The organism is Streptomyces sp. A1136 (assembly GCF_004795055.1).
GTDB lineage: Bacteria > Actinomycetota > Actinomycetes > Streptomycetales > Streptomycetaceae > Streptomyces.
Genome location: NZ_SSBJ01000004.1, coordinates 194,899 through 208,092 on the forward strand (window position 1 = coordinate 194,899; position 13,194 = coordinate 208,092).

Sequence of the window (13,194 nt, forward strand, 5' to 3'; positions counted from 1 at the left end):
CATGAAGAGGACTGCCGTGGTCACGGCCGGAACGGCCGGCATCGGCTTGCATACGGCGTTGGGATTGGCCGCGGCCGGATTCTCGGTCACCGTGGTCGGGCGTGACTCCGAACGGGGCGCTCGGGCGGTCGACCGGATCGACGCCGTCGGCCCGGCAGCGTCGGCCCGGTTCGTGGCGGCAGACCTTGCCTCCTTGGACGAGGTACGCGTGCTCGCCGACCGGATCGCTTCCGAGCACGCCGCCTCGGCCGACGCGTTGACCGTGCTGGTCAACAACGTCGGGGCGATGTTCCCGGAACGACGGGAACTGGACGGCGTCGAGGCGTCGTTCGTCGTCAACCACCTCTCCCCGTACCTGCTGACCGAACTGCTGCTGCCTACGCTGACGGCCGGCGCGCCGAGCCGGATCGTGAACGTCACGTCCGGTGCGGTGGGCGTCGCGAAGCGGGTGTTCGACGGGGTCGAGCCGCCCGGAGACTATTACGGCTTCCACTGGTACGGCCGCGCCAAGCTGGCCAACCTCGCTTACACGCTCGACCTGGCCAAGCGGCTGGAAGGCACGGGGGTATCGGTCCTCGCCGCCGACCCCGGGGGCGCCGCGACCGAGATGACCAACGGCACGCTGACCGATCCGAAGATCGTCTCCCCTGCCCTACGACTGCTGTGGCCCCTGGTTCGCCGCAAGTTCGAACGCTCGACGTCCGGTCCGGCGTCTGTGGCGGCCAAGCCCTCGATCAGCGCCGCGACCGACAGCGCACTGGCAGGTCGTACCGGCGTCGTCGTCGGTGCCCAGGCGAGCCCGGTGGCGCCGTTCCGTGCGGCGACGGACCCCCGCCTCGCCAAGGCCGTGCGCCGCCTCAGCGAGCACTACGCGCCGCTCTCGGCCCCCTGACTGCCTGAAGCCGGCGCGGGCGGCGGGAACACGGATGGGCCATCCGATTAGCATGTCCCCATGACGACGACGCCATTGCGCAAGGACGCGGCCCGCAACTGGGACCGGATCGTCGCCGTCGCCCGCACCCTGGTAGACCAGGGCATGGCGTTGCAGCTCAACGACGTCGCCCGCCGCGCCGGCGTGGGCGTAGCCACCGTCTACCGCCACTTCCCGACGCCCGAAGCGCTGCTGGAGACCGTCGCCACCCCTTGCCTGGAGGCCCTGGCCGCCCATGGCGAACAGGCGCGTGCCGACACCGACCCTTGGCGTGCCCTGGAGGGCTTCTTGGCGCGCACGGTCGAAGCGCAGGTGACCGACGCCTCCTTGGGTCCGGTCACGGCCGCGGCCACCGACGCGCTCCCACGCACCACGGAACTCAAATCGACGCTGTGGTCGACCGGCGCCGCCCTCCTGGACCGGGCCCGCGCTGCCGGGGTAGTCCGTCCCGACCTGGCGTCGGCCGACCTGGTCCCGCTCATGTGTGGCATCGCCTACGCCGTGAACATCCACGGCGGCCCGCCCGCAGACCGGATCGAAACCGCCCGCCGCTACCTCACCAACCTGCTCTGGGGCCTGCGAGCCACGCCGTCGACCGGCTGAGACGAGCTGCTGACCGTGACCGCGGTGAGCCGGTCCGGACACACTCCGCCGGGGCGGACGGCGCACGCCGCGGGGCAGCCTCGGAGGCGGACCGGGTAGGTGGCACCCCGGTCCGCCCCCGGATGTCCGAACGCGGGTCGCCCATCAGCGCTTGGCGGGTGGGAAGTTCACGTTCTGGAGCGTGAACTGGTTCTTGGCGTCGGTCATGTTCTTGTTCAGGTAGGGCGAGTACGTCCGCACGCTGATCGTCTTCGCGACCGGATTGAACCGGAGGATGCGCAAGTAGCTGTTGGGCTCCAGGGCGGAGGGGTTCTGGTAGTCGGCCTGGATTTGGTAGACCGTGTTGCCGTTGATGCCCTTCTCCGTGATCAGGCCCTGGTTGACGTAATGGCCGGAGAAGACCAGCGAGACGTTGGCGTGGCGGCTGACGAGGTCGGTCCACAGCTTGCGGCCGGTCGCGTCCTTCGTCGTCCCGTTCTGGTAGGCGTGGGTGACGACGGCGACTTGGCGGTTCGGGTGGTCGGTGATCACCTTGTTGCCCCAGGCGATCTCGTCGTCCGTGGGCGCGTACTTCAGTGAGAGGAGCAGCCAGTCCGTGCCGCCCGCCGAGAACAGGTGGTAGCTGTTGTCGTTCTGCGTGGCCGGGTACGAGCCGCCGAATGTCGGCAGGCTGGAGAACGCCCTGCGTGGGAAGTTTCTGTTGAATGCCTTGGCGTCACGGACCACGGCGGGGTTTTGGCCGAGTGGCATCGCGTCCATGTCGTGGTTGCCCACGCCGAGGATGTACGGCGTGGTGCCGGTCAGCCGGCCCAGCGCGCTGGTCGCGTTGTTCCACTGGTTCTGCTGGTCGGAGTCGTCGACGATGTCGCCCTCGTGGATCGCATACTTGATGTTGAGGGTCGTCGTGTTGTCCTTGACCCACTTCCCCTGGGCGTTGAACGCCTGCGGGAAGCTCTCCGCGGAGTACTGCGTGTCGGGGAAGACCACCAGGGTGAAGTTCTCCGGTGCCGCCGTGTGTTGTCTCGCCGGGGCGGCCGTCGCGGGAAGTGAGGCCAGTCCGATGGATAAGGCGGCTGCGGCTACGCCCAGCGCCTGTGCCGTGAAACGCTTCATCGCCATCTCCGTGAGGAGTTGATGGGCGGGACGTCGTGTCACCCTGGCAGGCTTACGGATCCGTTCGGGGTCCCCGGACAGGACCCAATGGTTGACGGAGGATGACGAGTGGGGCCCGAAGCGCTATGCGTCCGATGGCCCGTCGGCCGCGCCCCGGAGAGAATGACGACCTATTGACGGAAGATCGACTTCCGGGCGCGGGTCGCGCTGGGCCACAGAGCAGGAGGCCCGATCCCGCAATGGAAGGCTGGTCCGCATGCCGGAGGACTCCGAGGACGCCGCCACCCTCGCACAGGTGGCCGACCGGTTGTTCAAGGCCTTCCCCGGCCTCGCTCCGGACGTGATCCGGGACTCGGTCGCCACCGGATACGCCGAGCTCCGGTACGTCCGGGTGCGGACCTACTTGCCGGTCCTGGTGGAACGCCGGGCACATGACCTCCTCGTTGCGGCAGCCGATGGCCGGAGCGGTCGGTGGGACGGTTCGCGTGGCCGGTAGCAGCCATGGCGCGACCAAGGAGGTCGCGACCACCGCACCGGACGTGACGGCGTCCGCCGTGAGGAGCGACGCCTACGGATCGCACGGCTCCTCCAGGGACCGCGACGACCCCCAAGTCCGCGTGCCGTGGCGTCTCGCCGGTGCGAGCCCGCCGATGGTCAGGGCGAGGCGGGATTCGGGGCAGGGCGGGATGCGGCCGGCGGGCTGCGGCAGGGGGGCGGAATGCGCCGTGCACGGACGTGTGAGGGGGCGTCAGTGACGGTCGGGGGAATGGGGGATGGCCTCGGCCTGGTCCCAGACCGTCTGGAACGCCAGCTTCAAGCAGATCGCGAGCGCGGGGTGTTCGATGTAGAGGGCGGTGGTGGCAGCCGAGCCGGCGACGGGGTCCGGCATGTCACACAGGACTTGCGCGGCGTCGGCGATGACCAGCTTCAGCGGGAGCGTCGGCGCGAATCGGGAGTCCTCGCCGGCCTCGCCGAAGCGGCGTACGTTCTCCAGGACCTCGGTGTCGGACAGCGCGTCGTGTGTGTAGACCGCGCGGGCCGTGCCCCCGGCCCGGCGCAGTCTGCGGACGGCTTTGATGCCCTCGCTGTTGGCGGCGGGCGCCACGAACGGCGGCTTGCAGAAGGTGAGCAGTTCGTGGGCGGCCTGCCTTTGGATGCTCGCGAAGCGTTCGGCGATGGCCTTGGGCTCGCGTAGCACCTCGATGTAGTCGAGGGGGTCGGTGTGGGTCCGGCCGTCCGACCAGATCGGCGCCAAGGCCGCGGCCAGCGCCGCCGAGACGTGGTCGAGCCTGTCCATCGACTCCCTTTGGAGGGCCATCAGGCGCGCTAGGGCAGAATCGGGCGGCACCGCGGAGAAGGTGGCGACGCGTCCGGGACGCTGGACGGCGAGCTGTCGTCGGACGAGCGCGTCCAGTACGTCGTACACCCGCTGGCGGGGCACGCCCGCGGCGCGGGCCACCTCCGCGGCGGTGTACGCCTCGCGCCTGACCAACGTCAGGTAGACCCGGGCTTCGTACCGGGACAAGCCGAGCGCGACAAGGTCGTTGACCGTGCTGTCGTCCAACTCCATGGCAGCACAAGGTATACCCGGAGATCACATACCGAAAGCAAGCCTTTGCCCAACGGGGGGTATTCCCTTGGGCCCACTCGTCACTACCTTCTGCGGTGGCCACCACTGCACGTGGTGGCACTCTGCACCAATGAACCCGTGCCACTCGCCATCCCGCGTCGACACCGCCGTTTGACATGTCATGGACCGGTCAAGCCGGGTCATCCCACGCCGCGGGGAGTCAACCCCCCATGGAGGGCCGTTCATTGCAATCAGCCTTGTCCCACGCCGCCAGACGGATGACCCGTAGGGGAGCCACCGCCATGCTCTCGGCGGTGGCCCTGATATCGGGCGGCATGCTGGCCGTCGCCTCGCCGTCCGTCGCCTCGACCGCCCTCGCCGGCGCCCCGGGCGCCACGACCCCGCACACCCAGCGGCTCTGCTCGGAGCCGACGAAGGCCGGCTTCATGGCCTGCCACGCGCTGGCCCGCACCGATCTCCAGCAGCACCTCGGTCTCACCCCCGGCATCCTCCCCTCCGGCTACGGGCCCACCGACCTGCAGAGCGCCTACGCCCTGTCGGCCTCCGCCGGCTCCGGCGCGACGGTTGCGATCATCGACGCGTACGACGACCCGAACGCCGAGTCCGACCTCGCGACGTACCGCACCCAGTACGGACTGCCTGCCTGCACCACGGCCAACGGCTGCTTCAAGAAGGTCGACCAGAACGGCGGCACCAGCTACCCGACCGCCGACTCCGGCTGGGCCGGTGAGATCTCCCTCGACGTGGACATGGTCAGCGCCGTCTGCCCGCAGTGCCACATCCTCCTCGTCGAGGCGGCCCAGCCGTCCATGGAGGACCTGGGCGCCGCCGTGAACCGTGCGGTGACCATGGGAGCCAAGTACGTCTCCAACAGCTACGGCGGCGGCGAGGACTCGACCGACCCCAGTTCCGACGCCTCCTACTTCAACCACCCCGGCGTCGCGATCACCGTCAGCTCCGGTGACAGCGGCTACGGCGTCGAGTACCCGGCGGCCTCCCAGTACGTCACCTCGGTCGGCGGCACCTCCCTCAGCCGCGCGAGCGGCAGCGCCCGAGGCTGGTCCGAAAGCGTTTGGGGCACCAGCTCCGGCGGCAACGGCGCCGGTTCCGGCTGCTCCGCGTACACCACCAAGCCGTCCTGGCAGACCGACACAGGCTGCGCCAAGCGCACCGTCTCCGACGTTTCCGCCGTCGCCGACCCGGCCACCGGCCTCGCCGTCTACGACAGCTACCAGGCGAGCGGCTGGAACGTCTACGGCGGCACCAGCGCCTCCGCGCCGATCATCGCCTCCGTCTACGCCTTGGCGGGCACCCCCGCCGCGGGCAGCTACCCCTCCTCCTACCCCTACGCCCACACCGCGTCTCTCAACGACGTGACCAGCGGCGCCAACGGCTCCTGCGGCAGCAGCTACCTCTGCACCGCGAAGTCCGGCTACGACGGCCCGACCGGTCTGGGCACCCCCAACGGCACGGCAGCCTTCACCGGTGGATCCACCGGAGGCAACACCGTCACGGTGACCAACCCGGGCAGCAGGTCCACCGCGGTCAACACGGCCACCAGCCTTCAGATCCAGGCCACCGACTCGGCGAGCGGCCAGACCCTCACCTACAGCGCGACCGGGCTTCCGGCCGGCCTGTCGATCAACGCCTCCACCGGCCTGATCAGCGGAACGCCGACCACGACCGGCACTTCCAACGTCACCGTGACCGCCAAGGACACCACCAACGCCAGCGGCACCACCTCCTTCACCTGGACCGTCACCCCGGTCGGTGGCAACTGCACCCCGGCCCAGCTCCTCGGCAACCAGGGCTTCGAGACCGGCAGTGCCGCCCCCTGGACCGCCACCGCGGGCGTGGTCGACAACGGCAGCGGCGAAGCCGCCCACTCCGGCGCCTGGAAGGCCTGGCTCAACGGCTACGGCTCCACCCACACGGACTCGCTCTCCCAGACCGTGACGATCCCGGCGGGCTGCCACGCCACCCTGAGCTACTACGTGCACATCGACACGGCGGAGACGACCACCACCACGGCCTACGACAAGCTGACGGTGCAGGCGAACTCCACGACCCTCGCCTCCTACTCCAACCTCAACAAGAACACCGGCTACGCGCAGAAGACCTTCGACCTGTCCTCGTACGCGGGGCAGACGGTGACCCTCAAGTTCACCGGAACCGAGGACTCGACCCTCCAGACCTCGTTCGTGATCGACGACACCGCGCTCACCACCGGCTGACCACCGCGTGAACGACGGGCCCGGGCCGCAGTCATCGGTCCGGGCCCGTCGTTCACGCGGTGGACATTCCACCCAATCTTCCATTCTCCCAACACTGTTGTGCACGCTCGGTAGCGTGGGCTTCACAAGGGGTCCGGTGTCGCAGGGGATTGGGTGCCGGGCGTAAACCGAAGACGCAAGGGAGCGGACGCCGATGGCGAACGTGGAAGTCTCCTTGAAGGAGACCATGACCTCGATCGAGGGCGCGATGGGAGTCGCGCTGGTGGACTACTCCAGCGGCATGGCGTTGGGAACCCTGGGAGGTGGGAAGGACCTCGATCTGACGGTCGCCGCCGCGGGAAACACCGATGTGATCCGCGCCAAGGTCCGCACCATGGAGATGCTCGGCCTGAACGACGAGATCGAGGACGTACTCATCACCCTGGGCGGTCAGTACCACCTCATCCGGCTGCTCAAGGGGCGTGGGAACAACGGGCTGTTCCTGTACGTCGTACTGGACAAGGCGAGGTCCAACCTGGCCATGGCCCGGCACCAGCTCAAGCGCATCGAGTCCGCTCTGGAGCTCTAGCCCCGGCATTTCGGCGCCCACGCATGCCCACGAGTTGAAGAGTTCTTCAATCCGGCACATCTGAAACAGATGAAACACGGGCATGCGTGGGCCCGCCCGCACGAATCTATGGGTGGCCGACTCGCTGGAAGCATCGCGGCCCCAAGTCCCGGAGCAACAGGCAGGAGCACCCCGTGGGAATGCAGGTACCCCTCTACCAGGCGAAGGCCGAGTTCTTCCGCATGCTCGGACACCCCGTCCGCATCCGCGTCCTGGAGCTCCTACAGGAAGGTCCCGTACCCGTACGCGACCTCCTTGCCGCGATCGACGTCGAGGCGTCCAACCTTTCCCAGCAATTGGCGGTCCTGCGCCGTTCCGGCATCGTCATCTCCATCCGTGACGGAGCGACCGTCAGCTACGCGCTCGCCGGCGGCGACGTGGCCGACCTCCTGCGCGCGGCCCGCCGCATCCTGACCGAACTCCTCGCCGGTCAGAGCGAACTCCTGGCCGAACTGCGGCAGGTGGAACCGGGGGCGGCCGCAGCGGCCGGCCGTCGAAGCTGAACCCGAAGACGTTCGAGTGCCGGCTTCCCGCGAAGCGGCCCATGTCCCCAGCCGATGCCGCCGGCCCGGCCCGGCCAGGTCCGACGCCGGCCCGACAGCCGGCGGACCGGTCCCGGAAGGCGCCGCCAGGGGGAGCGAAGGCAAACCCGGGGAGCGGGGAACCGGCCGCCGAGGCCGGGACCGGGGCGCTGCCCACCCGGCTGCGCTTATGTGACGATTCGCCCGTAGGAGCGTAGTTCCCGCATCCCTCTATGTGATGGCGTCATTTCACGCTGTCATATGTCTGCCAGATCGCCCGGCACCGACTTATGCGGGAAGGCAGGAAGATGGGCAGACTCACGTTCGCGACCACGGCCTCGGCCATCGTGCTGACGACGACGGGATTGTTCCTCGCCGCGACAGGCCCGGCCCACGCCGAGGCGGGGCAGGACAACATCAGCATGTACAAGCAGGAGAAGACCCAATGGTGTTGGGTCGCCTCCGGTCTGACGATCGCCAAATTCCAGGGACTCGGCAGCACGCAGACGGACTTCTGCAATCGGGCCCAGCCCTACTACGGCTGCAACAACCAGCCCGCCACGCTCGACGACATGGCCAGGGCCTGGGGCAGCCTCGGCATGACCCACCCCGGATCGGCCCTGAACAGCGCGGCCACCTTCAACCAGGTCTACACCGACGTCAAGGCGGCCCGTCCCCTCGCCGTACGCATCGGATGGAACTCCGGCGGCGGCCACATGAACGTCGTCTACGGCTTCGACACCTCCAACAACACCATCGGCGTCGCCGACCCGTGGCCGGACACCGCCACCTACACGTGGTGGAACTACAACGACTACGTGAGCAACGGCTCGTTCAAGTGGACCCACTCCCGGATCGGCATCTCCCGTTAAGGCAGGCGATATGCGCGGCACAAGAACCCCCAACCAGCCGGCGGCGGCCTCCCGCTTCTCCCGCCTGGCCACCATCTTGGTACTGAGCGCGTCCGCACTGGTGTCCGTCGCCGGCCCCGTCCACGCGGCTCCGGCGAAGGATCCGCTCCCGGCGGACATCCCGGACTACCAGGCGGCCCTCGACCTGGTGAAGTCGAGCTCCGTCCGGGACGCCGTCTGTCGGTTCCTCAGCGTTCCGGTGCCCCAGGGCGACGGAACCGCGCCGGCGCAGCCGATCCCCGACAAGGCCGAGCCGTGCGAGGGCATGCCGGCCTTCACGGTCAAGGACCCGCTGGCCCTGAACGAGATCAGCCCCGGATTCGCCGCGGGGACCTCCCCGCCGATCCCCACCGAGGCCCTCAAGCTGCGTCATCTGGTCTCCGCCCTGAACACGACCGTCAACGGGCGCACCGCCACCGTCATGCTCGCCCCCACCCAGGGCGGCGGTTGGCACCTGGCGGCGGTGCGTGACGGAGACAGCGACGCCACGTACGCCGGCAAGGCCACCGTGGGGACCCTGGTGTTCACCGAACCGCAGATCCGCGCCTGGTACCGGCTCGGACTCACCACGGTCGAGCCGCTCAACGACCAGGCACGGCAGGGCCTGGGCGGTCGGTCGTCGCTCTCGCTGAGCGAATACCAGAAGCTGGTCAAGGCCCGCTACGCCGATAAGCTGCCCGGATCGGAATACGACGCCAAGGGGATGTCCAGCGGTTACGGCACCCCTGCCGAGAAGACGGAGGACGTCCCGACGCGGGCGCCCGTGGTCGTCGGCGCCGCGAGTGCGGCGCTCGCGCTCGCCGGCGGCGCCTTCATCCTCCGTAGGCGGCGCAACACCGGCACCGGCTGAACCCGGCCGCGCTTGACCCCTGTACCGGGCCCTGGCCGGAAGCCGGCGGGCCCGGCACGGAGCGAGGCCGCCGCGCGGCTCGTTGCCTCGATCGGTCACTTCCCGGGTGCCACACCCTTCGCTACGTTGGTTCGGTCATGTACGGAATTCGAGGTCACCGCCCGGGCGGAAAGCGGTCGGCCGCCGGTCTGCGCGGGGCCTCAGACCGACGGGCGCACGAGGATCTGGGGGCTTGTGGTGAGCAGGATCAACAGGATCAAAAGGCGTGTCCCATCCGTCGCGGCGGTCTGCGGGCTCGTGGCGGGTGCCGTGTTCGGCGGGGCGGGCGCCGCATCGGCGACCGACCCGGCCGACGCCCCGCCCGGCTACGCGGGGCCGTTCTCGTCATGCAAAGGCAGCCCGGTCACCCGCATGCCCCTGGCGGACCGGGTCGGTTACATCCAGGTCTGGTATGACGGCGCGGGTAGCGGCACCTACTGCGCGATGACCTTCGACAACCGGGCCGGCTCGCACAACATGGAGATTCGCGTCCGCCGTTACGTCTGGCAGACCTCTTGGTACGACAGGGGCTCCTACTCCACCTACGCGGGAGGCGTCTACGTGTCCGGCGCGAACACCTACTGCGCCGAGATCACCGGGTGGGTGGAGGTCAACGGCACCAGATACGGCGGTGGCGGCAGGGTCGGCTGTGACGACTAGCGGAGTCGGTGTCCGCTCCCGCGCACCACCTGCCCGCCGACGTCCGGAAGAAGGTGTGAGGGACAGCTGTCCGTATGCCGATATGGGGTTCCGTGGGCGACTGTGCTTCGGCAGAGTGTGGTGATCACCACAATCGAGGGGGAATCTCATGGCGTACGAGATCGTGGCGCGGGATGTGGCCATCCAGGTAGGCGATTCGGCGTCGATGAGCGCCTATCTGGCGCGTCCGGCCGGCGGCGGCAGCCACCCGACCGTGCTGGTCTGCGCCGAGCTGTGGGGGGTGACCGAGGAGGTTCGGGCCGTGGTGCGGCGCGTCGCGGAACTCGGCTATGTGGCGATCGTCCCGAACCTGTATCACCGCTGCGACCCGGAGACCGCCGGCGGCCTGGAGGAGAGCGACGCCAACAGGGAACGCGCCTTCGAGCTGCTCGGCCGGCTGACCCGGGACGAGGTCGAGACGGATCTGCGTGCCTGTACCGACTACGTCCGTGAACACGCGGGCGCCGACGGCAAGTGCGGGATTCTCGGGTTCAGCCTCGGCGGCCACATCGCCTACTTCGCCGCGAGCCGCCTCGATCTCGACGCAGCGGCGATCTTCTACCCCGGGTGGCTGCCGGTCGCGGGGACCGCGCTGAGCCGCCCGGAGCCGCTGCTGGAGGCAACCGGAGCCATCGCCGACCGGGATGTGCGGATGCTGCTGTTCTTCGCGGAACTCGACCACGTCATCGACGCGGACCAGCGCGGCCGGATCGGTGACGCCCTGGCAGCGGCCGGCGTGCGCCACGAGACGGTCGTCTACCCCGAAGTGCAGCACGCGTTCTTCTTCCCGGGACGCGGTGTGTACGACAAGGACGCGGCGGAGGACTCCTGGGCCCGGGTGCGCGAGTTCTTCGCCACCCGACTCGCCCGGTAGTCGCTCGAAGGCGGCGGGGGAGCACGCGCGGCGATCAGGAGGGACCCGCCGGACGCCATCGTGTTTCCCCCTGTACTTGGGGCGCGCCGGGGTGTGCGCCGGTCCCACCGCGGCGCGACGGGGACGGTGATCGGACACTCATCCCGTCGTGGACTTTCAACGTGTACAGGCTCAGACCCCCACTGGACCGCCACCACCGAACACCCGGTACCGGTGCGGGCGGGGAGCGGTGCGGTGTCAGTCTGCTGAAGTATCCTTCCGGCCATCGCCCACCGACCCGAGGGAACAAGAGAATTGACCGGCCTGTCCGCTTTCCCGCTGCCCTTTCGCGCTTCTCGTTCCATATCGTTCGCGAAACCCCGAACACTGCGGGAACTGCAGATGATGCAATGCAGCGCGCTCATTCGGTCGAAGCCGGGGTGGTTCGACAAGATAAACGATGCCGACATCCTTGCCAAGTGGACGCGAGAGGCGATTTCCCAGGGCCTCACTGAAGCGCAGGTTCAGTACGTCCTCGCCGAACTCCCGCACTACGCGAAGTTGAGAGACGGACGAACCGGAATCGAGGTGTCCGCCGTTGACGGGGTGTGGCAGTCGGACACACTGGTCGACGACAAGCTCAGGTCCCGGCTGCGCGAGGCGGTTCGGGTTCTGGAGCAGGTTCCCGAAGCGGAACAGGACTGGCATCCCGGATCCGACGGCCAGGTACTGGATCTGGTTCATCCCTCACTCTTCTGCCTTGTGAGAGAGGTGAGCGGTGCCCCCGAGAACGCTTGGCGGAACCCGACGGACCGCTACTCGACGTACGAATTCTCGGAAAAGTTCCAGTGGCTGCCCACGGACGTCGACGTCAGCGACGACGGAGATGTGGCCTTCCGCTCGTACGTCAACAACGTCCACCCCGAGAAGCATCGTGAACTGGCCACCGTCCTACCGGATGTGTTCGCGCGCTTGCGCCCGATGTTCGAGAACGTGCTCACGGATCTGCGCCATCCGAGGCCCCTACGGATCGAAGCCGATCCCTACGGGTGGTATGACTCCGAGCCGGAGTATCCGGACGAGTCCTCGTACAGTGATGGCAGCGCCTACGAAGAAGCCGTAGCCGCGTGGGAGGAGGCCCAGGACGACTGGTGGGAAAACCGCCGCCCGGTCATTCCCGACGCCCCTGCCTTCACCCCACCGCGGTTGCCCGATGAATCCGACCGGGTCGACCTGCGCGGCCGGCGTCTGCAGGTCATCGTCAAGCTGGCCACCATCCATCTGACCCCGGACAAGCCCGAGTACCCGGGCGGTTCCTGGCATGTCGAGGGCATGTTGAACGAGCGGATCGTCTCGACCGGCATCTACTACTGGGACAGCGAGAACATCACCGAAAGCCGGCTCGGTTTCCGGGCGGCGCTCGACGACCCGCACTACGAACAGAACGACGACAACGGCATGCGTGAGGTCTACGGCCTGGAGAACGAAGACGCGCTGAACCAGACGCTGGGATCGGCATCCACGCCGGCGGGCCGCTGCCTGGCGTTCCCGAACATCCTGCAACACCGCGTCGGATCGTTCCGCCTCGTGGACCCAACCCGACCGGGCCATCGGAAGATCCTCGCGTTCTTCCTGGTCGACCCGGCGGAGCAGATCGTCTCGACCTCCGATGTGCCACCGCAACAACCGTGGTCCGACACCTCGACCATGACGCTCGAACAGGCCAGGCAGTATCGCGAACAACTCATGCACGAGCGCAAGTTCTTCGTCGACGAACACAACGAGCAGCTATACGAACGAGAATTTTCCCTCTGTGAGCACTGAACCCCTCTCCCCGTAGGACACCGCGCGCATACGGTGCGCGAAGCGTCCGGTCCGAGGGTGCCTCCCGGCCTTTGGTACCAGGGCCGTTGGGACACCAGGGCCGAGGTGCGGTGGATTCGATGGTCACGGGACCTCGATACCCACCGCGCCTTCGAGCGCCCCCGTACGCGGGTGGTCCTACTTGTCGGCGATGAGCGTGCCGGCCGCGCCCCAGCTGTCCGCCGGTACCTCGTGGATCCACACCTGGACCGTCTCGGCCGGGATCTTGTACGCGTCGACGAAGGCGTCCGTGACCCGCCGGACGAGCTCGCGCTTCAACTGGACGTCGCGGGGGCCCTGCTGAATGGTGACGATGGGCATGGTGGAACTCCTCTGTCGGCGGCGGCTCCCCGGCCTTCCCGGGTCACTCACCGGCGTG

The 13,194-nt window shown here is 68.5% G+C and carries 14 protein-coding genes; 11 read left to right on the top strand and 3 right to left on the bottom strand.

Translation table 11 applies throughout. The annotated features are described in order from the left end of the window. Position 1 precedes the first annotated feature (1 nt). Together E6R62_RS05720 and E6R62_RS05725 are read left to right on the top strand one after the other, a co-directional pair. Positions 2-892, top strand: a complete 891-nt coding sequence (locus E6R62_RS05720) for an SDR family NAD(P)-dependent oxidoreductase (protein WP_136212004.1) — start codon at positions 2-4, stop codon at positions 890-892. Between the two features lie 60 nt (positions 893-952). Continuing rightward, positions 953-1,534: a TetR/AcrR family transcriptional regulator gene (locus E6R62_RS05725; RefSeq protein WP_136212006.1), complete on the top strand. Its 582-nt coding sequence runs from the start codon at positions 953-955 to the stop codon at positions 1,532-1,534. Between the two features lie 144 nt (positions 1,535-1,678). On the opposite strand, the gene E6R62_RS05730 is transcribed toward E6R62_RS05725, so the two are convergent. Beyond that, positions 1,679-2,647, bottom strand: coding sequence for a metallophosphoesterase (locus E6R62_RS05730; RefSeq protein ID WP_168713982.1), 969 nt, complete (start codon positions 2,645-2,647; stop codon positions 1,679-1,681). A gap of 256 nt (positions 2,648-2,903) precedes the next feature. Between E6R62_RS05730 and E6R62_RS05735 the strand changes: the two genes are divergently transcribed. Beyond that, positions 2,904-3,143, top strand: a complete 240-nt coding sequence (locus E6R62_RS05735; RefSeq protein WP_136212010.1) for a three-helix bundle dimerization domain-containing protein — start codon at positions 2,904-2,906, stop codon at positions 3,141-3,143. A 252-nt stretch (positions 3,144-3,395) separates the two neighbouring features. On the opposite strand, the gene E6R62_RS05740 is transcribed toward E6R62_RS05735, so the two are convergent. Then, the gene (locus E6R62_RS05740) at positions 3,396-4,217 is read right to left on the bottom strand and encodes a TrmB family transcriptional regulator (protein WP_136212012.1); all 822 of its coding nucleotides are present in this window, start codon (positions 4,215-4,217) and stop codon (positions 3,396-3,398) included. Positions 4,218-4,495: 278 nt separating this feature from the next. Between E6R62_RS05740 and E6R62_RS05745 the strand changes: the two genes are divergently transcribed. The 8 genes from E6R62_RS05745 (at position 4,496) to E6R62_RS05780 (ending at position 12,776) form a co-directional block, all read left to right on the top strand. Continuing rightward, positions 4,496-6,472: a putative Ig domain-containing protein gene (locus E6R62_RS05745; protein ID WP_136212014.1), complete on the top strand. Its 1,977-nt coding sequence runs from the start codon at positions 4,496-4,498 to the stop codon at positions 6,470-6,472. Between the two features lie 193 nt (positions 6,473-6,665). Beyond that, positions 6,666-7,040, top strand: a complete 375-nt coding sequence (locus E6R62_RS05750) for a hypothetical protein (RefSeq protein ID WP_136212016.1) — start codon at positions 6,666-6,668, stop codon at positions 7,038-7,040. 179 nt (positions 7,041-7,219) lie between these two features. Further along, positions 7,220-7,582: a helix-turn-helix transcriptional regulator gene (locus tag E6R62_RS05755; protein WP_136212214.1), complete on the top strand. Its 363-nt coding sequence runs from the start codon at positions 7,220-7,222 to the stop codon at positions 7,580-7,582. Between the two features lie 326 nt (positions 7,583-7,908). Next, a complete protein-coding gene (locus E6R62_RS05760) occupies positions 7,909-8,472 on the top strand; it encodes a papain-like cysteine protease family protein (protein WP_136212018.1) in 564 nt (187 codons plus the stop codon). A 10-nt stretch (positions 8,473-8,482) separates the two neighbouring features. After that, positions 8,483-9,361: a hypothetical protein gene (locus E6R62_RS05765; RefSeq protein ID WP_136212020.1), complete on the top strand. Its 879-nt coding sequence runs from the start codon at positions 8,483-8,485 to the stop codon at positions 9,359-9,361. 237 nt (positions 9,362-9,598) lie between these two features. After that, positions 9,599-10,060, top strand: coding sequence for a hypothetical protein (locus tag E6R62_RS05770; protein ID WP_136212022.1), 462 nt, complete (start codon positions 9,599-9,601; stop codon positions 10,058-10,060). 148 nt (positions 10,061-10,208) lie between these two features. Then, positions 10,209-10,973 carry a dienelactone hydrolase family protein gene (locus tag E6R62_RS05775; RefSeq protein ID WP_136212024.1) on the top strand — a complete coding sequence of 255 codons (765 nt, stop codon included), beginning with the start codon at positions 10,209-10,211 and terminating at the stop codon, positions 10,971-10,973. 294 nt (positions 10,974-11,267) lie between these two features. Then, on the top strand, positions 11,268-12,776 hold the full coding sequence (locus E6R62_RS05780; protein ID WP_136212026.1) for a DUF4246 domain-containing protein: 1,509 nt from the start codon (positions 11,268-11,270) through the stop codon (positions 12,774-12,776). 177 nt (positions 12,777-12,953) lie between these two features. Here E6R62_RS05780 and dmpI read toward each other — a convergent pair whose 3' ends face one another. After that, on the bottom strand, positions 12,954-13,187 hold the full coding sequence (dmpI, locus tag E6R62_RS05785) for a 4-oxalocrotonate tautomerase DmpI (protein ID WP_276615532.1): 234 nt from the start codon (positions 13,185-13,187) through the stop codon (positions 12,954-12,956). Between the last annotated feature and the right edge of the window lie 7 nt (positions 13,188-13,194).